Below are 18,655 nucleotides of genomic sequence, written 5' to 3'. Positions count from 1 at the left end.
GGAACAGCTTTCGCAGCATCGTCCAGAGTGCGGGGCGCTCCGGCGTGGAATATTTCATATCCACGTCGGGAAGCTGACCTCGATGGGGTCGCCTTCGGTCTGCGTGCCGATCGGGCAAGGTTGTTGCACCGATTGTCATTGCCCAGGCCTCCAGCCTGCGATCCTGCAGGGTGGGGCGGCTTGGGTCTGTTTGCGGAACGACAAAGTCGTTGTTGCGGCCGAAAGGCCGCCGGGGGAAGCGGTTATGCATCGCGAACGTCCTTGAGAAGCGGGAGGAAATCCCGACGGACCGCGATGCGTAGCTACCTGAAAAATTAGTGGGAGCGAGCCGAACCGAGTCCGCCGTCAGGCCTTCAGGCCAAAGGCGCGGAGCCAAGTCATGTAGTGTCGATGCGTATCCATGCTTTTCTCCTGTGGTTCGCGTTGACAACGGTGGGCTTATACTCACAGTTGCAGGAAACTGCCACCTGTTTTTGTGCCCTTTTGTTCGCTCGCTGCCGGGTGTAACCGGAAAGCCACAGCCAGCCATGTCGAGAGACACAGCCAGATGCGTATCGCGCTCTATCAGCCAGATATCCCCGGCAATACCGGGGCCATACTTCGCCTTGCCGCCTGCCTGGGCTTCACCGTCGACCTGATCGAGCCTGCCGGGTTCGACCTTTCCGACAAAAACCTGAAGCGTGCGGGTATGGATTACCTCGAGCGCGCTGCGCTGGTCCGTCATTCGTCGTGGGAGGTTTTTGAAAGCTGGCGCAGGGAGGAAGAGCGTCGACTTCTGCTTTTCACCACGAAAGCCAAAACATCTTACACGGATGTTTCTTTTACCAATGGCGACATTCTTCTTTTTGGCCGGGAATCTGTAGGCGCGCCGGATTTTGTTCACGATGCGGCCGATGCTCGTCTGGTGATCCCAATGCGCGAGGGGGCTCGCAGCCTCAACCTGGCCATGAGCGCAGCCATGGCGGCCGGCGAGGCGATGCGTCAGCTGCGCTGAGGCGTCGAATCGAAGAAGCGAAACCTGTTTCCGATTAATCCGACAGCCTATCAGAGGCCCAGATCGTTCGTTGTGCACCTGCGGGGGGCGCAGCCATCTGGCCTGTGAGCATGACTTTTTTTGGGGCGGCATCACATCTCTTTCCTCGACGGGAAAGGGATGTCTAAAAGTTCAAGTCAGCTTTAAGTCAACCCATGTGGACTGGCGAGCGAGACTTTCCAGTGGCGGGATCACTCAGTCGGCGCTCGGTAATCGGCGCATGGTGAATTCGATCATGTCACCGGGCCGTTCGCACCAGCTCTCGATTTCGGTCCAGTAGGCCTGCTTGGGCCAGCGGTCCAGCCATTCCCGCGCTTTTTCCCGGGCTTGCGCGCGGGGTAGGGAAAAACTCTCCCGCAAAAAACCATCGCGTGGCAGGCGGCTTGCCCTTGCGCGGTGTTTGTCGAGGCTGCGTTTCAGCCCCTCCAGCGGTGGTTTTGCGGGCACTCGCACAAAAGAACTCCTTGACCCGATGGATAAGAAGCTTAGGCAACGCGGTTGAAAATTGCGAGTCATTTGTAGGGCTGTCCGCCTGCCGCACCGTCGCGTAGGATCGGGCCAGAGGAAAGATAATGGAACGACCAGACCTGCCTGCCGGCTTGCCGGAGAACATTGAAGACAAGAAAGCAGCTGCACGCGCCTGGTTCGAGGAACTGCGCGACAGACTTTGCGCGGCCTTCGAGGAACTTGAGGATGCGCTGACTGGTCCACTGTCTACGCGCACACCCGGCCGCTTTGAGCGTACACCCTGGGAACGAGAGGGCGGGGAGGGCGGCGGTGGCGTCATGTCGGTTATGCACGGCAGGGTGTTCGAAAAGGTCGGCATTCATGTATCCACCGTCCATGGTGAGTTCTCGCCCGAGTTTCGCAAGCAAATACCGGGGGCGGATCGCGACCCGAGTTTCTGGGCTTCGGGGATTTCGCTGATCGCCCATCCGCAGAATCCGCATGTGCCGGCCGTTCACATGAACACCCGCATGGTGGTCACCACCAGCCAGTGGTTCGGGGGCGGGGCCGACCTTACTCCGGTTCTCGACCGCCGCCGCACCCAGGAGGATCCGGATACGGAGGCCTTTCATAAGGCCATGCGTTTCGTCTGTGAGCGGCACGCAGCCATCGTCGACTATGAAAAATACAAAGCCTGGTGCGACGAGTATTTCTACCTGCCGCATCGCCAGGAACCGCGCGGCATCGGCGGCATCTTCTACGACTGGCTGCGCTCACCGGAGGAAAAGGGCGGGTGGCAGGCGGATTTCGATTTCACCCGCGATGTGGGGCGCGCCTTCGCGGTTGTCTATCCGCACCTGGTGCGCAAGAACTTCAACACGAACTGGACCGAAGCCGACCGCGAGGAGCAACTGGTGCGGCGTGGCCGCTATGTGGAGTTCAACCTGCTCTATGACCGGGGCACGATCTTTGGTCTCAAAACCGGAGGCAATGTGAATTCCATCCTGTCCAGCCTGCCGCCCGAGGTGAAGTGGCCGTAAGCCAGCGTGAGGTTCAATCTCGCTGATCGTTAAACGGCAGTGTTTTTGATTTGAAAGTTGTGAACGGGTGGGGTCTTTAACGAAGGCTTCTTCCCCGCCCGAGGACAATGTACATGAGACTGCCCCATATCCTGTTGGCGCTTCTGGTGACTGCCGTCTGGGGCTTCAACTTTGTCGTCATCAAGGTCGGCATCGACAATTTTCCGCCAATACTGTTTTCCGCGTTGCGGTTTGCGGCGGCGGCTTTGCCGCTTGCCTTTTTCGTGCCGAGACCTGTGATCGCCTGGCGCTACGTCATCGCCATTGGGGTCGTGCTGGGCATCGTCAAGTTCACGCTCCTTTTCTTGGCCATGGATGTCGGGCTTTCTGCCGGGTTATCCTCGCTCGTGCTTCAGTCACAGGCGTTTTTCACCATCATGCTTGCGGCGTTCGTGCTGGGTGAACGGCCGAAACGCATGCAGCTTCTCGGTATTTTCGTCGCCTTTTGCGGGATTGCCCTGATCGCGCTGACGGTGGACGCAAGCATCACGATCACGGGCCTGGCGTTGGGGATCGCCGCCGCCTTCATGTGGGCGATTTCCAATCTTCTGATGAAGCAGGCCGGCAAGGTCGACATGTTTCGCCTGATGGTCCATGTGAGCCTCATCCCGCCGATCCCGCTATTTGCCCTTTCTCTCATGATCGAAGGCTGGGAGGCGGATATGGCCGCGCTGTCCAGCATCAACTGGACCGGCGTTGGTGCGGTTATCTATATCGCTTACGCCGCAACGATCTTCGGTTTCGCTGTATGGGGAATGTTGATCAGAACCTATGGTGCGGGGCGGGTTGCGCCATTTTCATTGCTGGTGCCGATTTTCGGCATGAGCTCGTCCGCCCTGTTTCTCGGCGAAACTTTTGGCCCGTTGCGCATGGTGGCTGCAGCACTTGTTCTTGTCGGGCTCATGCTGACCCAGGTCAGGCAACGCGCGCCACTGGCACAGGCGGGCGCTGCCTGAGACAACCCTATGGGCGCATGGTCGCCAGTTTCAGCCCGAAGCCGATAAACACCGTTCCCGTGAGCGCTTTCAGCCCGCGCTGCATGCGGACATTGCTGCCGATCGACTTGAGGCCTGAAAACAAAAGCACCAGCGACGAGAACCACACAATGTTCAGAAGCGAGTGAATCACCACAAGCGCGAAGGCCCAGAGGGTGGCGTCGGCATTGGCCGGAATGAACTGCGGAAATGCCGCCAGGTAGAACATCGACACCTTGGGGTTGAGCGCATTGGTCAAAAAACCTTCGAGTGCCGCGCGTACGAGTGTGCGCCGGCGTTTGGCAGGTGACACCTCAAGCGGTGCCGCCAAACCGTGCCAGGCCTGCCACAGCGCTTTCACGCCGATATAGCAGAGATAGGCCGCACCCAGCATTTTCACGATGAAGAACAGCTGGGCTGACTGCACCAGAATGATCGAAATGCCGAGGATCGACAAAGCGCCATGAACGTAGAACGCTGCGAAGAACCCGGCGATGTTGGCAAAACCGGCGGCTTTGCCCGAAGTGGGGACCGTCTTGGCGATCAACACGCCATTCGGACCGGGCGACATGACAAGAAGTGCGGCAACCAGTGTGAAGGTTCCAAGCTCGATCAGCGTCATGGTTCGTGCCCTGAGTTGAACGCGGTTGTGAGAGGCGGCAGAATACTCGGCAAACGTTTTGATTGTCGAGCGATACACGAGCGGTTCCTGACATGCTGAAACCACCCAGCACCGTGACCGGCCTCATGGTTCATCCCGTCAGCGGCGATACGGTGCTTCAAAACGAGATTGTGGCCGAGCAGGCGTCATCGCTCGGCCATGCCGGTCGACGTGCGGAAAAGGCCCTCATCCATCTTGCTGCGGCAGATCCCGCCGATGGAAAGGATGTGGACCGCCGTCTTCACGCCGCCGCCGAAGCGGTGCACTTCTATTTCATCCAGCGTGAGCTTTGTGGCCTGCGCAGACATGACGACGTCATTGCCGAGCTCTCCATACCCGCCCGGGTTTTGGCGCGTCTAGGGGCGCGTTAAACGCTGGCCTGCTGGATGCTGCTGTCTGGCCCGCTTGCTGCGGTCAGGGGTTCGTGGCACTGGCCTGCCAGCAATGGCAGACAGGAAAGACGGCGCCATGGAAAATGCTTACGGCACGCTGGCCTCGTGGGTTTATCATCTCGACAAGCCCATCGGACGTTCTTTTGGCGACATAGAATTCTATCGGGACCGCCTGAGCGGTTGCACCGGTCCGATTCTGGAGCCTGGCGCGGGCAATGGGCGTGTTCTCATTCCGCTTCTGGAGGCGGGGTTTGATATTCGAGGTTTCGATGCGTCCGAGGAGATGGTGGCTTACTGCCGCAGGGAGTGCGATGCGCGCGGCCTGCCATCACCCGTCGACATCGCGCGGTTCGAGGATTTCGAATACGAAACGCGGTTCGGTGCCATCATTATTCCTGCAGGCTCCTTCCAGTTGATCACGGAGCCGCGGCAGGCGCTGAGCGTGCTCGAGCGTTTCCGCAAGGCGCTTCTCCCCGGCGGCCGGCTGATTCTCGATCTCGATGCACTGGCATGTCTCGCCGACACCGCGCTCGCGGCGCGGCACTGGCAGACGAGGGATGACCTGCTTTCACTCGTCGAAAGCCGGGTGGAGACCTGTTTCCAGCGCCAGACAACGCTTTCGCAGCTGCGTTACGAGCATTGGCGCGATGGCCGACTCGTGGCCAGCGAAATCCAGCTTTTTCACCTGCGTCTCTGGGGGCTCCTGGAGTTCGAGCTGGCATTGCGCTCTGCCGGCTTCGTCCAGGTTGATGTCTTTGCGGACTATCGGACCGAGAGCGCTTTGGCGCCGGGCGCTTCCATCTTCACCTTCGAGGCAGTCGCGCCGAGTTGAGTGCCGGAGATCGTCGAAGAAAACGCGGGCAAAGCATCTGTATTGAAAAACAAGAGTTTTTAAGTCACCTTTATTCGCTGCGTTTTCCCCGCGACAATCTGCCCTGTAGGGTCGCCCCCGTCTGGACAAGTTCCTGCGTGGCGCATAGAAACCATCGAAAAATGCCGGGGGTAGAGCCGGGCAGTTTCCGTCATGCGCGGGAATTTGCTTGGGTTCGAGCGCAATAAGGCGTCCCCTCCGGCCGACTCAAGGTGAAAGGATCGCAGTCCCGTGAGCGCTACCGATTCGACCGAACATACAAGGCGTGACTTTCTTTACGTCGCAACAGGCGTTGCAGGTGCCGTCGGTGCGGCTGGTGTTGCATGGCCGTTCATCGACCAGATGCAACCCGATGCCTCCACCCGCGCACTGGCGTCAATCCAGGTCGATGTGTCGGGCGTTGAGCCCGGCATGTCCCTGACCGTCAAATGGCGTGGCCGGCCTGTGTTCATCCGCAACCGGACGGAAAAGGAAATCGAGGAAGCGCGGGCTGTCGCACTGGAGGATCTGAAGGATCCCGTGGCGCGCAACGCCAATATCGCAGCGGACGCACCGGCCACTGACCTTGACCGCTCCGCGGGTGAGGGCAAGGAAAACTGGCTGGTGATGGTCGGCGTTTGTACGCATCTCGGCTGTGTGCCTCTCGGCCAGGCCGGTGATTTCGGCGGCTGGTTCTGCCCGTGCCACGGTTCGCACTACGACACCGCTGGCCGTATCCGCAAAGGTCCGGCTCCGGAAAACCTTGCGGTTCCGACATTCGAATTCGTGTCCGACACCGTCATTCAGGTCGGCTAAGGCTCGGCGAGAGGGGATTTTCTATGAGCGCTGGACATTCGACCTATACGCCCAAGACCGGCCTCGGCCGCTGGATGGATGCGCGTTTGCCGCTTCCGCGTCTGGTCTATGACTCTTTCGTGGCCTATCCGGTGCCACGCAATCTCAACTATGCGTATACATTCGGCGGCATTCTGACGCTGATGCTGGTCGCGCAGATTGTGACCGGCATCGTGCTGGCCATGCATTACGCCGCCAACACCGAAGTTGCCTTCAACTCGGTCGAGAAGATCATGCGTGACGTCAACTCCGGTTGGCTGATCCGCTATCTGCACTCCAATGGCGCGTCGATGTTCTTCATCGCCGTTTATGTGCACATCTTCCGTGGCCTTTATTACGGTTCCTACAAGGCGCCGCGCGAGCTCCTGTGGATCCTTGGCTGCATTATCTATCTCCTGATGATGGCGACGGCCTTCATGGGTTACGTGCTTCCCTGGGGCCAGATGAGCTTCTGGGGTGCGACGGTGATCACAGGTTTCTTCACGGCCATCCCGGTTGTCGGTGACTGGATTCAGCAGCTTCTGCTCGGCGGCTTCGCGGTCGACAATCCGACGCTGAACCGCTTCTTCTCGCTGCACTACCTTCTGCCCTTCATGATCGCTGGCGTTGTCGTGCTTCATGTCTGGGCGCTGCACGTCACCGGTCAGACCAACCCGACCGGCATTGAAGTGAAGCAGAAGACCGACACCGTGGCCTTCACGCCCTATGCGACCGTCAAGGACGCTTTCGCGATGGTCGTGTTCCTGGCCCTCTTCGCCTATTTCGTCTTCTACATCCCCAACTTCCTTGGGCACCCGGACAACTACATCGAGGCAGACGCGCTGAAGACCCCGGCGCACATTGTTCCCGAATGGTACTTCCTGCCGTTCTACGCGATCCTGCGCGCCATCACGTTCAACATAGGCCCGATCGATTCCAAGCTCGGTGGCGTCCTGGCCATGTTTGGTGCCATTGCGGTTCTGTTCGTTGTGCCGTGGCTCGACACGTCGAAGGTTCGTTCGGCCGTTTATCGTCCCTGGTACAAGCTGTTCTTCTGGCTTTTTGTCATCAATGCCATCTTCCTGGGCTGGCTTGGTTCTCGTCCGGCTGAAGGCATCTACGTGGCTATGGCCCAGGGGGCGACGCTCTATTACTTCGCCTTCTTCATCGTGATCATGCCGGTTCTGGGCCTGGTCGAGACGCCTCGTCGCCTGCCCAATTCCATCACGGAAGCGGTGCTGGAGAAGAAGTCCGCCGGCGCGCCGGCCACAGAGCAGGCAAAGGGCTGAGCGAGAGAATGCGCAAAGGGATTTTCGCAATGAAAAGCATCCTCAACGGATTGGCTGCGCTCGGCCTTGGCCTGGCTGCGGTCACGGCATCCAACGCGGCCGAGTATCCGATCAAGAAGCCGGTCGAGCAGGACTGGTCGTTCGCCGGCCCGTTCGGAACCTATGACAAGGGGCAGCTGCAGCGGGGCTTCAAGGTTTACCGCGAGGTCTGTGCGGCCTGTCACTCGATGAGCCTCGTTGCGTTCCGCAATCTCGAGGATCTGGGCTACTCCGAAGCTCAGGTTCGTGCGATCGCGGCCGAATACGAAGTCGAGGACGGCCCGGATGATTCCGGCGACATGTTCATGCGCGCTGCAAAGCCGTCTGATCGTTTTCCGGCTCCGTTTGCCAACCCGCAGCAGGCAGCCGCTTCCAACAATGGAGCGGTTCCACCGGACTTTTCTCTGATCGCCAAGGCGCGTGCCGTCGAGCGTGGCTTCCCGACCTTCGTCTTCGACATCTTCACCCAGTATGCCGAAGCCGGTCCGGATTATATCCATGCTCTTCTCACGGGCTATGAGGAAGATTCTGACGGGCACGAGGTCCCTGAGGGTACCTATTACAACCCTTACTTCATCTCCTCGGCCTCGCTCGCAATGGCGCCTCCGCTTTCCGAAGGCATGGTCACCTATGATGACGGTGCGCCCGAGACGGTTGATCAGTATTCCCGTGACGTCGCAGCATTCCTCATGTGGGCGGCCGAGCCGCACCTGGAAGCCCGCAAATCCACCGGTTTTGTGGTCATGGTCTTCCTTCTGCTCTTTGGTGGACTGATGTATCTTACCAAGCGCAAGATCTGGGCGGACGTCCATTAAGGCGCCGACCGAGCAACAAAAACAGGAAGGGCGCTTGAAGCGCCCTTTTCTTTTGCTTCACAACGCGGCAAGAACTATCTGAACCGGGGCAGGGTACATGGCAGCTTCTCAGACACTTCAAGACACGCTTCTTTCCGCGATCCGCACCATTCCGGATTATCCGAAGCCTGGCATATTGTTCCGCGATATCACGACGCTGCTTGGCAATGCGCGCGCATTTCGCCGCGCCGTTGACGAACTGGTCCATCCCTATGCGGGCGCCAAGGTCGACAAGGTCGCCGGCATCGAGGCACGCGGCTTCATTCTTGGAGGAGCGATTGCGCATCAGCTCTCCTCGGGTTTTGTGCCGATCCGCAAGAAAGGCAAGCTCCCGCACGATACGGTTCGTGTTGCCTACAGTCTCGAATATGGCATCGACGAGATGGAGATGCACAAGGATGCGCTGACGCCGGGTGAAAAGGTCATCCTGGTCGACGACCTCATCGCCACGGGCGGTACCGCCGAAGGTGCGGTCAAGCTCCTCACGCAGATGGGGGCCGAGATCGTTGCAGCCTGCTTCGTGATAGATCTGCCTGACCTTGGCGGACGGGCCAAGCTGGAGGCGCTTGGCGTTGATGTTCACACACTGATCGCGTTCGAGGGCGACTGAGTCCGGCTCAGCCGGATTTCATCAAAACGCCATTCTCAAAGCTCATCACCGTCTCGCCATCCGCTCCGTGTGCCGCAGCGGCGAGCGAAACCAGATGCCAGCCGGGCCGTGAGGCCAGGGGGCGATGCCCGGTTACGGCCCGCGTGAAGGTGATCGTGTCGCCCTCATAGACAGGTTTCAGCCATTTCAGATTGGAGAAACCGGGCGAGGGGCCGAATTTCGGTTTTTCGCCAGGTCCTTCCCATGGGCCGAAGGCGTCGCGTTCGATGCCGATCAGGTTGTACCGCATCCACATGGCGCATGTATGCCAGCCGGAGGCGCATAGACGGCCGAAAACACTGTCGCGGGCTGCTTCTGCATCCGTGTGAAAGGGTTGCGGATCGAACTGGCGCCCGAACGCAATGATCTCATCGGCCGTAAATGTATGGGTGCCCAGCGTCACCGTCTCGCCAAGCCGGAGAAACCGATCGAGGCTCATGCTGCGTCTCCCGTACTGCGCATTCTGAACATGATCGGATTCTCCATTTCCATCACCGTTTCTCCGCGCTGGTTGGTGACCAGGTGGCGGAAAGTGACGAGACCGATGCCGGGACGCGATTTCAGGGCCCGGCGTTCCAGCACGGTCGTCTGTCCCGTCAGTGTGTCGCCGGCGATCACTGGACGCTTCCAGCGGGCCTCCGTGATGCCTGGAGAGCCCTGCGACGTGGAATCCACCAGAAGCGCGTCGTAGAGCATGCGCATGAAGATGGCGCAGCTATGCCAGCCGGAGGCGGATAACCCGCCCAGAATGCTTGCCTTGCCGGCTTCCTCGTCCAGATGCATGGGTTGCGCGTCGAACTGGCGTGCGAAATCCTTGATCTCTTCGGCGCCAACGGTTTTTTCGCCGAAGGGAATGGTCACTCCGGGCTCAAGGTCTTCAAACGCCCACTTTTTGTCAGTCATGGTTCAATCCTGTTCAGGCTTGAACCTTATGGCTGTAAGCAGTGCATTCTTCAAGCACCGGATGGAGAAGATTGCCGGGCCTGGACGTCAGAGCCAGCCGCGTCGTTTGAAATACCAGAAGGGCAGAAGAGCCGAGAGCACCATCAGCCCAAGGGCGAAGGGATAGCCGAGCGGCCAATGCAGTTCCGGCATGATATCGAAGTTCATGCCATAGACCGAGGCGACAAGCGTCGGCGGAAGGAAGATGACGGCCACCACGGAGAATATCTTGATGATGGCGCTCTGTTCGATGCTGATCATGCCAAGGGTCGCATCAAGCAGAAAACCGATCTTCTGTGAGAGCCCTGTCGTATGATCGGCAAGGGAGGCGATGTCACGTGAAAGAGTCTTGATGCGCGCGCGTTCGTCCTTGCCGCTGCGGCTCGAAACCGCGCTCAGGAAACCGGAAAGACGCTGCATGGTGAGAAGGCTATCCTGCAGTTTTGAGATCAGATCCTCTTTGCGGCCGATCCGGCGGAGGAGGATCTGAAAGTCGCGGTCGCGTTTGGAGGCCTTCTTTTCGGAAGGATGAAAGATGCCTTTTGAAAGTTCCAGAATTTCGCGGCCCGCCCTTTCCAGAATGTCGGCGAGCCGGTCTGTTATGACTTCCAGCAGGTTGATCAGTACTGCCTCGCCATTGTTACATCCAAGGGCAGCTTTTGCCGCTCTCTGGGTGAGGATCTGGAAGGCACTGGGTTCGTGAAAGCGAAGCGTCACGAGCGTACCTGTGGGGCTGAGGATGAAGGTAACGGGCCCCATTTCCGGCTGGTCGCCGTCTGCACTCGCCGGGAGGGTCGCCGTCATGTAGTGCGCCCCGTCTTCGCTATAAAGGCGGCTTGAGATCTCGATCTCTTCCATGTCGGCCCGCGTCGGGATTGCGATCCCGAGCCATGCTTCGACAGCCTTTTCTTCCTCCGGGGAGGGGGAAAGAATATCGATCCAGACGACCGCGTCATGGTCAACCGATGCCAGTGCGACTGAATTCAGACGTTCGTTCTGGAGACTATAGGCCTTGATCATTGCTTCGTTCCCTGAAACCGGGAACGAAGATTTCCGGCTATTGTCGCGCCGTCAAGACCAAGCCGTTCCTGCAGGGCCGGCGAGGGTCAGGTGTTGAACTTGAACAGCATCACATCGCCGTCCGTCACCACATATTCCTTGCCTTCGTCGCGGGCCTTGCCGGCCTCGCGGGCCGCCACTTCACCGCCGAGCGTCACGAAATCTTCGTAGCCGATAGTCTGCGCACGGATGAAACCGCGCTCGAAATCGGTGTGGATCACGCCCGCTGCCTGCGGAGCCTTGGCGCCCTTCTGCACGGTCCATGCCCGGGTTTCCTTGGGGCCGGAGGTGAAGAAAGTGATCAGGTCCAGAAGCTCGTAGCCGGCTCGGATCAGACGGTCGAGGCCGGGCTCTTCCAGCCCCATGGCCTCCAGATATTCGGCCGCTTCCTCGTCGGCAAGCTGGGCCACTTCGGCTTCGATCGCAGCCGAGATCACCACGGTCATCGCGCCCTGGGCCCTGGCCATCTCCTCGACACGCCGACTTTGAGCATTGCCTTCGGCGGCGTCGCCTTCCGCCACGTTGCACACATAGAGGACAGGTTTTGAGGTAAGCAGATTGAGGCTGCGGAGGATCTTCAGATCCTCTGCCGCTATGCCGTCCAGAAGCATGCGGACGGGCTTGCCTTCCTGAAGGAGCGCCAGCGCCTGTTCCATCATGGGCAGAAGCGTCTGGGCTTCCTTGTCCTTGCCGGTTGCGCGCTTCTGCATCTGCAGGGTGCGGCGTTCAAGGCTTTCGAGGTCGGCGAGCATCAGCTCTGTTTCGACGGTTTCGGCATCCGCAACCGGGTCGATGCGGCCTTCCACATGGGTGATGTCATCATCCTCGAAACAGCGCAGCACGTGAACGATGGCGTCCACCTCGCGAATGTTGGCCAGAAACTGGTTGCCCAGTCCTTCACCCTTGGAAGCGCCGCGGACGAGGCCGGCAATGTCGACGAAGGAAATGCGTGTCGGGATGACCTCCTTGGAACCGGTCACGTCGGCGATTTTCTTCAGACGCGGATCCGGCACGGCCACTTCGCCCGTATTGGGCTCGATGGTGCAGAACGGGTAGTTGGCGGCCTGTGCGGCGGCCGTTTTTGTGAGCGCGTTGAAGAGCGTCGACTTGCCGACATTGGGCAGACCGACGATGCCGCATTTGAAACCCATTTCCTATTCCTTCTGGCCGAGGAGTTTTTTGAGCATGGCCGCCATCGGGCCGCTTTCGGGGAGGGGGGCTGAGGGCCCTTTTTGCCGCGCCTGGCGGATGTGGCTCTGTTGTTTGGCGGGCTTGCTATCCCGCTTTTGTGCAGGCTCTGCACCGGTTCCCTTAACCGCGAGGCTGACACGGTTCATGAAACCCGCTTCGTCACCTTCGGCAAGCATCGCAATGTGGTCTGCAACGGCGTCCAGCAATGGTTCAAGCCATGACTGGTCCGCCTTGGCGAAATCGCCCAGCACATGCGCGTTCACGCGCGCCTTGTCGCCGGGGTGGCCAATGCCGATCCGAACGCGGCGATAATCCTTACCGCAATGGGCATCGATCGACTTGATCCCGTTGTGGCCGCCCGACCCGCCGCCGGTCTTGATGCGCAGCTTGCCGGGCGCGAGATCGAGTTCGTCATAAAACACGATCAGGTCTTCAAGGCCGATCTTGTAGAAGCGCATGGCTTCGCCGATCGCCTGGCCGGAAAGGTTCACGAAGGTCTGCGGCTTCATCAGCAGAACCTTCTCGCCGCCGACGCGGCCCTCGGCCACCAGCGCGTTGAACTTCTTCGACCACGACGAAAAACTATGGCGGCGCGCAATCGCGTCCGCCGCCATAAAACCGACATTGTGCCGGTGCCGTTCGTATTGCTGGCCGGGATTGCCGAGCCCTGCAATAAGCAGCATGAGGGTTCGCAGGAAAGGGGAGGATTACTCCTCGCCCTCGCCCTCCTTCTCTTCAGCCTCGACTTCCACCTCGTCCTCGTCAGCCTCGGACTCTTCCGACCTGAGGCCGGCAGGGGCTGCGATGGTTGCGATCGTGAAGTCACGGTCTGTGATGGTTGGCTCAACGCCCTCGGGCAGCTTGACGGCGGAGATATGAGCGGAATCGCCGATATCCATGCCGTCCAGATCAACCTCGATGTATTCGGGAATGGCCGTGGCGGGGCAGGTGAACTCGACCTCGTGGCGCACAATGTTGAGAACACCGCCGCGCTTGATGCCAGGAGCGGTTTCTTCGTTGATGAAGTGAACCGGCACGTTCACGGTAACGACCGTGCCCTTGCCAATGCGCAGGAAGTCCACATGCATGACGAAATCGCGGACGGGATCAAGCTGATAGTCCTTCGGAAGGACCTGGATCTTCTTGCCGTCGACGTCGATGGTGGCAATCGTGGTGAGGAAGCCGCCGCCGAAAATCTTCATGGACACTTCCTTGTAGGGAAGCGTGATGGAAAGCGGGGCATCCTTCTCGCCGTAGATCACGGCAGGAACTTTACCGTTGCGCCGAATAGCCCGGGCGGACCCCTTACCGACCCGTTCGCGCGCCTCGGCCTTCAGCTCGTAGCTCTGATGGCTCATGGCCTATCCTTTCATGTTTTGGAGCGCTCCCGTGAAAATCCGGGAACGTGAAAGCCATCCGAGAAGAGAAACAGGCCGCGCGTGAAGCACTGCCTGAATACCGAATTCGCTCGGACGGACTTCCGTCCGCGTTGCCTCCAAGGGTGTCTACGCGGACGGCGGGTCTATAGCCGATGCAGGGGGTATGCGCAAGGGCGCAAGCCCTTTCAGGCCATGGTGGCCGGCTGAATTGGCTGCGGTTTCCGGCCGCTGGTTTTTTCAGGGCCGGTGCGCGCGTCATACACCGCCCGTGCCACCTCCATCCTGCCGGCGTTCTCGAGGGCGAACTGTTTGAGTGCCGAGAGCGGTTGAGCAAGCTCATGCCCAAAGTCGGTCAACCGGTATTCCACACTCGGGGGCACGGTCGGATGTTCGATACGTTGAAGGAAGCCGTCACGTTCGAGGGCCCTTAGCGAGCCTGTCAGCACCTTCTGTGAAATTCCATCGACACGCCGTTTCAATGCATTGAAACGCAATGGTTCTTCATGGAGCCGTTCGATGATCAAAGACGTCCATTTGTCTCCGATCAAAGATAGAATCTCGCTGATCGGCCGGCAGTTTTCAGAGATGTGTCCGTGACGTGGTTTCATAAAGGTGCCTTCTTGCAACCTGCTTTCCTCTGCCAGATATAGAGGTGGTTACCAAAGGATACCACCGGGAATTTGAGCCCGGGTGGACAGAGGAATGACACTATGAAGAAAATTCTGATTCTCGTTGGCTCCAACCGAAAGGAGTCGATCAACCACAAATTTGCACAGGCTTTGGAAAAGCTGGCCGATGGGCGCCTTGCGTTTGAGTATTTCGATCTGACCACATTGCCGATGTACAATGATGATGACGTTGGGGCGTATCCGCCCACCGCGCAGCATCTCAAGGACAGCGTTGCAGCAGCCGATGGCGTGCTCATCGTTACGCCGGAACACAATCGCTCCATTCCGGCGGTCCTGAAGAACGCAATCGACTGGGGCTCACGGCCATGGGGGCAGAACAGCTGGACCGGAAAGGCCACTGCCATCGTGGGGTCCAGTCCGGGTGCCATGGGGGCGATCGCGGCACAGATTCACCTGCGCTCGATCATGGTCAGCCTTGGTGCGACACTGATGACCAGCCCGGAGGTCTATCTGCAGATGAAACCGGGCCTGATCGATGAAAACAATGATATTACCAACGAAGACACCAGAGCTTTTCTGGCCGGCTTTGTTGACAGATTCTCTGCCTGGGTTGGTGTCGTGCAGGATCGTGCCGCTGCTTGAGTGAGCAGAGCCGCCAAAAAAGCCGGCTCTTGGGGCCGGCTTTTTCGTATCCGGAAACCTGCTCTTGTCAGTCGAAAAGACTCGAAACAGATTCTTCCGTTGCCGTGCGCGAGATCGCCTCGCCGATAAGGTCGGCAATGGTGATGGTGCGAATGTTTTCGGCAGCTTCCACCGCCGAGCTCGGCTGGATGGAATCGGTGATGACGAGTTCCTTCAGCCGCGATCCGGAGATGCGTGCTGCCGCGCCGCCCGAAAGAACGCCATGCGTGATATAGGCGGTCACACTGGTTGCGCCGTTGTTCAGCAGGGCGTCGGCCGCATTGCAAAGCGTGCCGCCGGAATCGACGATGTCGTCGATCAGCAGGCAATCCTTGCCGCTGACGTCGCCGATCACGTTCATCACTTCGGATTCGCCCGGCCGGTCGCGACGCTTGTCGACAATGGCAAGCGGCGCATCAATGCGCTTTGCCAGAGAGCGGGCACGCACCACGCCGCCGACATCGGGCGAAACCACCATCACGTTGGACAGGGTGTAGTTGGCCTTCACGTCACGCGCCATCACTGGCACGGCGAAAAGGTTGTCGGTGGGGATGTCGAAGAAGCCCTGGATCTGCCCTGCATGAAGGTCGAGCGTCAGCACGCGGTCGGCGCCTGCCTGGGTGATCAGGTTGGCCACCAGCTTGGCCGAAATCGGCGTACGGCCCGATGTGCGCCGGTCCTGACGCGCATAGCCGAAATAGGGCAGCACCGCAGTGATGCGCCGGGCCGAAGAGCGCCGGAAGGCATCGATCATGATGAGGAGTTCCATCAGATGATCGTTGGCCGGGTAAGCGGTCGACTGCAGAACGAAAACGTCCTCGCCGCGCACGTTTTCCTGGATTTCGACGAAAATCTCCTGATCGGCGAACCGGCGAACGGTGGCTTTGCCAAGAGAAATGTTGAGATAGCGGGAAACGGCCTCTGCCAAAACCCGGTTGGAATTGCCCGCAAAGAGCTTCATGGAATGTCCTCGGAGAACGCCTTGACGCTTGACGGCGCTTTTAACGGGGTGAGGCTGTATTGCAAGCGCCTGAGGGAAGAATCACGATGAAATCCCGAAAAAATCAGCTCTGCCGCTGCGCCAGCCAGGCGGATAACTGAGTGATGGTCGCATCCGCCACGGCTTCCATCGTTGCATTGGTGACGGATGACCATCCGTCGCCCTGACCGCCAGGGGCCGCTTGCTGCCCCTGAAACCGGTGCAGCCGGTTCCCCGAGGGGTCGAGCACATCCCATACATAGATGACGGTCGTCTTGCCGCCGTCTGCGATGGCCGAGAAATAGCCTTTCATCACCATGGAGGCACTGCCGCCCTGGGGCACGATGGCGATGCCGCTTTGTCTGGCACGGGCCTCCAGACGCCGCGAGAGTGCCGGCACGGCCTCTGCGGTCGCGCCGATCACCGGGGCGAACTGGATGCGCTCGCTGGTGGTCACTGCCTGCAGAGGTGCCGTCGCACTCTCCGTCGAGGTATCCGTCTGCAGGGCGAGTGCAGTTTCCGCAGGCTGTTGGCTCTCGACTGGACCACCCGGCACGGTGCCCGACGGTGTCGGGCCAGAGCTCAAGTCGAGCGTGGAACCCGCGTTGCAGCCAGCAAGACCGACAAGGCTCAGCATGGCAATGCCCGTTATGGCGCACTTCGTAAAAATACCGCAGCCCCCCTCAATGGCTTCGATCCTGCGCGGCATATTGCCTTCACCGCGTTATAAGGTCCAGCCCGTAGCGCGAAAGCGGTTCGGGGTCGTCTTCGGTGGTCAGATAGGTGCGGCCGAGACACATGGCGCTGCCCGTGTCTGAATCCATGATGATCATATGCGCGAACAGCGTCATGCCCGGCGCGATGGGCTCTTCATTGCCGGCATAAAACATCTGTGGATCCATCCAGGACGGCGAGAACCGCGCGCCCAGCGAATAGCCGCAGGCGTTCAGCCGGTGCTTGGTCAGGCCATGCGTCTCCATCACCCGCGCATGCGCGTCGAACACGTCGCCAAACGTGTTGCCTGGTGTCATCGTCTTTTGCACCGCGGTCAGCGCGTCGCGCGCCGCGTCGAAAAGCTCCTGATGCCGCTTGGAGACCTTGCCCGTCAGCACGGTCTGCATCATCGCCGCATGATAGTGGTGATAGACGCCGGCCCATTCGAGCGTGATCTGGTCGTTCTTGTTGAGCTTGCGCCGACCAGCCTTGTAGCGGCACAGAAGCGCGTCCTCGCCCGAACCGATGATGAATTCATTGGCCGGATAGTCACCGCCGCCGGCAAACACCGCGCCCTGCATGGCGGCCAGAATCGCAGCCTCGTCGCCGCCCTGTTTGATCAGCGGCAGAGCTGCATCCAGTGCCTCATCGCCGAGCTTCGCGGCGCGCTTCACCTTCTTGATCTCGGCCTCGCTCTTGAAGAGACGCAGGCGGCTGACGAGGTCTGACGCGTCCTCGATCTTGCCAAATGTCTGCAACTGTTCGTCGAGCAGGCGGGTGCTGCGGCCCGTGAGGCCATGCGTGTCGTATTCGACACCGATCCGGGCACCCAGCAGGTCGAGATCGTTCAGAAGATTACGCAGGTCGACAGCCGGGTTGGCGTCGTGCCTGTCTGTCCACAGGACGATGTTTTCGATGGTGGAGGTGTGGCGCGCCTGGCGCAGATCGGCCGAGCGTGTCAAAAGCACCATCGAGCCATCGGCTTTCACGACAAGGCACTGGAAGAAGCAGAAGCCGAACGTGTCGTAACCCGTCAGCCAGTACATGCTCTCCTGCGCGAAAAGCAGCATGGCGTCGAGCTTGCGCTCGGCCATTTCGATGACGAGGCGATCGCGCCGGGAATCGAATTCTGCCTGGTCAAAATGAAGCGCCATCAAATGTCCTCCAGGATGATCGCTGAAATCTGGCGTCCGTAGTCCCGTTCACCGCGATGCGTGGCGCGGCGATAGGAGTAGAAATGCTCTTCTTCTTTATAGGTGCAACGCCCGATCTGAACAGCATGGACGCCGGCTGCCGTCAGCCGCGCCACCGTATAGCCGTTGAGATCGAACAGAGCATGCTCGACCCTGGGCGATGGACGGAACCAGTCGTGGTTGGCGGGGTTGTGGTTGACGAAACGCTCCACGAACTCCGGCCCGACCTCATAGTTCTCCTGGCTTATGGAGGGACCCAGCACGGCGGTGATGTTTTCCCGCTCCGCGCCCAGCAGCTCCATCGCCGCGATGGTGTTTTCCAGAATGCCGGTCAGCGCGCCTTTCCAGCCGGCATGGGCGGCCGCGATTACCCGGGCCTTGCCATCGGCGAGCAGAATGGGCCCGCAATCAGCCGCCAGTGCACCCAGTGCCAGTCCCGGCCGATTGGTCACCACTGCGTCGGCCTCGGGCCGTTCGCCGGCAAAAGGTTCATCGACAATGACGGCATGGGGCGAATGCACCTGATGAACAGTCAGAAGATGGTCGGCGTCGACGCCCAGCCATTCGGCCACGCGTCGTCTGTTCTCCGTCACCGTCTCGCGGTCGTCGCCCGAGCCGTAGCCCACATTAAGCCCTTCATAGAGCCCCGTTGAAACGCCGCCCTTGCGGGTGAAGAATCCATGCTTCACACCATTTTCACGCTCACGGTCCAGTAGCGGGGACCGCAGGGGTTCCGGCCTCGTCGTGTCAAGCATGCGCCGCCTTTTCAGATGTTCTCAAGCGGCGG

Annotated in this window: 23 protein-coding genes; 10 read left to right on the top strand and 13 right to left on the bottom strand. The window is 59.8% G+C overall.

What is annotated here, in order from left to right:
• The first annotated feature begins 547 nt into the window (after window positions 1-547).
• Window positions 548-994, top strand: a complete 447-nt coding sequence (locus HF949_RS15720) for a tRNA (cytidine(34)-2'-O)-methyltransferase (RefSeq protein ID WP_292896825.1) — start codon at window positions 548-550, stop codon at window positions 992-994.
• A 234-nt stretch (window positions 995-1,228) separates the two neighbouring features.
• On the opposite strand, the gene HF949_RS15715 is transcribed toward HF949_RS15720, so the two are convergent.
• Window positions 1,229-1,486 (bottom strand): hypothetical protein, encoded by a 258-nt coding sequence (locus HF949_RS15715; protein ID WP_292896823.1) that lies wholly within the window; start codon window positions 1,484-1,486, stop codon window positions 1,229-1,231.
• A gap of 119 nt (window positions 1,487-1,605) precedes the next feature.
• Here HF949_RS15715 and hemF point away from each other — a divergent pair, with 119 nt between their 5' ends.
• Window positions 1,606-2,520 (top strand): oxygen-dependent coproporphyrinogen oxidase, encoded by a 915-nt coding sequence (hemF, locus tag HF949_RS15710; protein ID WP_292896821.1) that lies wholly within the window; start codon window positions 1,606-1,608, stop codon window positions 2,518-2,520.
• 113 nt (window positions 2,521-2,633) lie between these two features.
• Window positions 2,634-3,515, top strand: coding sequence for an EamA family transporter (locus HF949_RS15705; protein ID WP_292896819.1), 882 nt, complete (start codon window positions 2,634-2,636; stop codon window positions 3,513-3,515).
• Between the two features lie 7 nt (window positions 3,516-3,522).
• Here the strand turns inward: HF949_RS15705 and HF949_RS15700 are convergent, their stop codons facing one another.
• On the bottom strand, window positions 3,523-4,155 hold the full coding sequence (locus HF949_RS15700; protein ID WP_292896817.1) for a LysE family translocator: 633 nt from the start codon (window positions 4,153-4,155) through the stop codon (window positions 3,523-3,525).
• Window positions 4,156-4,247: 92 nt separating this feature from the next.
• On the opposite strand from HF949_RS15700, the gene HF949_RS15695 reads away from it, so the two are divergent.
• From HF949_RS15695 to HF949_RS15670, 6 genes are all read left to right on the top strand, one after another.
• The gene (locus HF949_RS15695; protein WP_292896815.1) at window positions 4,248-4,565 is read left to right on the top strand and encodes a DUF6665 family protein; all 318 of its coding nucleotides are present in this window, start codon (window positions 4,248-4,250) and stop codon (window positions 4,563-4,565) included.
• A 97-nt stretch (window positions 4,566-4,662) separates the two neighbouring features.
• Window positions 4,663-5,418, top strand: a complete 756-nt coding sequence (locus tag HF949_RS15690; RefSeq protein WP_292896813.1) for a class I SAM-dependent methyltransferase — start codon at window positions 4,663-4,665, stop codon at window positions 5,416-5,418.
• Between the two features lie 270 nt (window positions 5,419-5,688).
• Window positions 5,689-6,252, top strand: a complete 564-nt coding sequence (gene petA / locus HF949_RS15685; RefSeq protein WP_292896811.1) for a ubiquinol-cytochrome c reductase iron-sulfur subunit — start codon at window positions 5,689-5,691, stop codon at window positions 6,250-6,252.
• A 23-nt stretch (window positions 6,253-6,275) separates the two neighbouring features.
• On the top strand, window positions 6,276-7,559 hold the full coding sequence (locus HF949_RS15680) for a cytochrome b (RefSeq protein ID WP_292896809.1): 1,284 nt from the start codon (window positions 6,276-6,278) through the stop codon (window positions 7,557-7,559).
• Between the two features lie 29 nt (window positions 7,560-7,588).
• Window positions 7,589-8,413, top strand: coding sequence for a cytochrome c1 (locus tag HF949_RS15675; protein ID WP_292896807.1), 825 nt, complete (start codon window positions 7,589-7,591; stop codon window positions 8,411-8,413).
• Window positions 8,414-8,510: 97 nt separating this feature from the next.
• Entirely contained in the window at window positions 8,511-9,062 is a 552-nt protein-coding gene (locus tag HF949_RS15670) for an adenine phosphoribosyltransferase (protein ID WP_292896805.1), read from the top strand.
• 7 nt (window positions 9,063-9,069) lie between these two features.
• On the opposite strand, the gene HF949_RS15665 is transcribed toward HF949_RS15670, so the two are convergent.
• The 7 genes from HF949_RS15665 to HF949_RS15635 form a co-directional block, all read right to left on the bottom strand.
• A complete protein-coding gene (locus HF949_RS15665; protein WP_292896803.1) occupies window positions 9,070-9,540 on the bottom strand; it encodes a MaoC family dehydratase in 471 nt (156 codons plus the stop codon).
• Complete coding sequence (locus tag HF949_RS15660; RefSeq protein ID WP_292896801.1) at window positions 9,537-10,004, bottom strand: MaoC family dehydratase; 468 nt, start codon at window positions 10,002-10,004, stop codon at window positions 9,537-9,539. Before HF949_RS15660 ends, HF949_RS15665 begins: the two co-directional genes overlap by 4 nt.
• An 87-nt stretch (window positions 10,005-10,091) precedes the next feature.
• Window positions 10,092-11,063, bottom strand: coding sequence for a magnesium transporter CorA family protein (locus tag HF949_RS15655; RefSeq protein WP_292896799.1), 972 nt, complete (start codon window positions 11,061-11,063; stop codon window positions 10,092-10,094).
• An 86-nt stretch (window positions 11,064-11,149) separates the two neighbouring features.
• Window positions 11,150-12,253, bottom strand: coding sequence for a redox-regulated ATPase YchF (gene ychF / locus HF949_RS15650; RefSeq protein ID WP_292896797.1), 1,104 nt, complete (start codon window positions 12,251-12,253; stop codon window positions 11,150-11,152).
• Between the two features lie 3 nt (window positions 12,254-12,256).
• Window positions 12,257-12,976 (bottom strand): aminoacyl-tRNA hydrolase, encoded by a 720-nt coding sequence (gene pth / locus HF949_RS15645; RefSeq protein ID WP_292896795.1) that lies wholly within the window; start codon window positions 12,974-12,976, stop codon window positions 12,257-12,259.
• Window positions 12,977-13,000: 24 nt separating this feature from the next.
• Window positions 13,001-13,651 (bottom strand): 50S ribosomal protein L25/general stress protein Ctc, encoded by a 651-nt coding sequence (locus HF949_RS15640; protein ID WP_292896793.1) that lies wholly within the window; start codon window positions 13,649-13,651, stop codon window positions 13,001-13,003.
• Between the two features lie 206 nt (window positions 13,652-13,857).
• Entirely contained in the window at window positions 13,858-14,280 is a 423-nt protein-coding gene (locus tag HF949_RS15635) for a winged helix-turn-helix transcriptional regulator (protein ID WP_292896791.1), read from the bottom strand.
• A 102-nt stretch (window positions 14,281-14,382) separates the two neighbouring features.
• Between HF949_RS15635 and HF949_RS15630 the strand changes: the two genes are divergently transcribed.
• A complete protein-coding gene (locus HF949_RS15630) occupies window positions 14,383-14,943 on the top strand; it encodes an NADPH-dependent FMN reductase (protein ID WP_292896789.1) in 561 nt (186 codons plus the stop codon).
• Window positions 14,944-15,010: 67 nt separating this feature from the next.
• Here HF949_RS15630 and HF949_RS15625 read toward each other — a convergent pair whose 3' ends face one another.
• The 4 genes from HF949_RS15625 to pgeF all read right to left on the bottom strand — a co-directional run bounded on the left by HF949_RS15625 (window position 15,011) and on the right by pgeF (window position 18,623).
• Window positions 15,011-15,943, bottom strand: a complete 933-nt coding sequence (locus HF949_RS15625; protein WP_292896787.1) for a ribose-phosphate pyrophosphokinase — start codon at window positions 15,941-15,943, stop codon at window positions 15,011-15,013.
• A gap of 103 nt (window positions 15,944-16,046) precedes the next feature.
• On the bottom strand, window positions 16,047-16,670 hold the full coding sequence (locus tag HF949_RS15620; protein ID WP_292896785.1) for a hypothetical protein: 624 nt from the start codon (window positions 16,668-16,670) through the stop codon (window positions 16,047-16,049).
• A gap of 7 nt (window positions 16,671-16,677) precedes the next feature.
• Complete coding sequence (locus tag HF949_RS15615) at window positions 16,678-17,829, bottom strand: M24 family metallopeptidase (RefSeq protein ID WP_007009904.1); 1,152 nt, start codon at window positions 17,827-17,829, stop codon at window positions 16,678-16,680.
• Entirely contained in the window at window positions 17,829-18,623 is a 795-nt protein-coding gene (gene pgeF, locus HF949_RS15610) for a peptidoglycan editing factor PgeF (protein ID WP_292896783.1), read from the bottom strand. Before pgeF ends, HF949_RS15615 begins: the two co-directional genes overlap by 1 nt.
• Between the last annotated feature and the right edge of the window lie 32 nt (window positions 18,624-18,655).

Origin of the sequence: Nitratireductor sp. (genome assembly GCF_017794765.1) — a bacterium.
GTDB lineage: Bacteria > Pseudomonadota > Alphaproteobacteria > Rhizobiales > Rhizobiaceae > Nitratireductor.
This window is presented reverse-complemented; position numbering and strand designations above follow the sequence as displayed.

Bases quoted from the DNA above. Each gene is read 5' to 3' on its own strand.
- HF949_RS15720 (WP_292896825.1), top strand. From the start codon at position 548: ATGCGTATCGCGCTCTATCAGCCAGATATCCCCGGCAATACCGGGGCC.
- hemF (WP_292896821.1), top strand. From the start codon at position 1,606: ATGGAACGACCAGACCTGCCTGCCGGCTTGCCGGAGAACATTGAAGAC.
- HF949_RS15705 (WP_292896819.1), top strand. From the start codon at position 2,634: ATGAGACTGCCCCATATCCTGTTGGCGCTTCTGGTGACTGCCGTCTGG.
- HF949_RS15700 (WP_292896817.1), bottom strand. From the start codon at position 4,155: ATGACGCTGATCGAGCTTGGAACCTTCACACTGGTTGCCGCACTTCTT.
- HF949_RS15695 (WP_292896815.1), top strand. From the start codon at position 4,248: ATGCTGAAACCACCCAGCACCGTGACCGGCCTCATGGTTCATCCCGTC.
- HF949_RS15690 (WP_292896813.1), top strand. From the start codon at position 4,663: ATGGAAAATGCTTACGGCACGCTGGCCTCGTGGGTTTATCATCTCGAC.
- HF949_RS15680 (WP_292896809.1), top strand. From the start codon at position 6,276: ATGAGCGCTGGACATTCGACCTATACGCCCAAGACCGGCCTCGGCCGC.
- HF949_RS15675 (WP_292896807.1), top strand. From the start codon at position 7,589: ATGAAAAGCATCCTCAACGGATTGGCTGCGCTCGGCCTTGGCCTGGCT.
- HF949_RS15670 (WP_292896805.1), top strand. From the start codon at position 8,511: ATGGCAGCTTCTCAGACACTTCAAGACACGCTTCTTTCCGCGATCCGC.
- HF949_RS15665 (WP_292896803.1), bottom strand. From the start codon at position 9,540: ATGAGCCTCGATCGGTTTCTCCGGCTTGGCGAGACGGTGACGCTGGGC.
- HF949_RS15660 (WP_292896801.1), bottom strand. From the start codon at position 10,004: ATGACTGACAAAAAGTGGGCGTTTGAAGACCTTGAGCCCGGAGTGACC.
- HF949_RS15655 (WP_292896799.1), bottom strand. From the start codon at position 11,063: ATGATCAAGGCCTATAGTCTCCAGAACGAACGTCTGAATTCAGTCGCA.
- ychF (WP_292896797.1), bottom strand. From the start codon at position 12,253: ATGGGTTTCAAATGCGGCATCGTCGGTCTGCCCAATGTCGGCAAGTCG.
- pth (WP_292896795.1), bottom strand. From the start codon at position 12,976: ATGCTGCTTATTGCAGGGCTCGGCAATCCCGGCCAGCAATACGAACGG.
- HF949_RS15640 (WP_292896793.1), bottom strand. From the start codon at position 13,651: ATGAGCCATCAGAGCTACGAGCTGAAGGCCGAGGCGCGCGAACGGGTC.
- HF949_RS15635 (WP_292896791.1), bottom strand. From the start codon at position 14,280: ATGAAACCACGTCACGGACACATCTCTGAAAACTGCCGGCCGATCAGC.
- HF949_RS15630 (WP_292896789.1), top strand. From the start codon at position 14,383: ATGAAGAAAATTCTGATTCTCGTTGGCTCCAACCGAAAGGAGTCGATC.
- HF949_RS15625 (WP_292896787.1), bottom strand. From the start codon at position 15,943: ATGAAGCTCTTTGCGGGCAATTCCAACCGGGTTTTGGCAGAGGCCGTT.
- HF949_RS15620 (WP_292896785.1), bottom strand. From the start codon at position 16,670: ATGCCGCGCAGGATCGAAGCCATTGAGGGGGGCTGCGGTATTTTTACG.
- HF949_RS15615 (WP_007009904.1), bottom strand. From the start codon at position 17,829: ATGGCGCTTCATTTTGACCAGGCAGAATTCGATTCCCGGCGCGATCGC.
- pgeF (WP_292896783.1), bottom strand. From the start codon at position 18,623: ATGCTTGACACGACGAGGCCGGAACCCCTGCGGTCCCCGCTACTGGAC.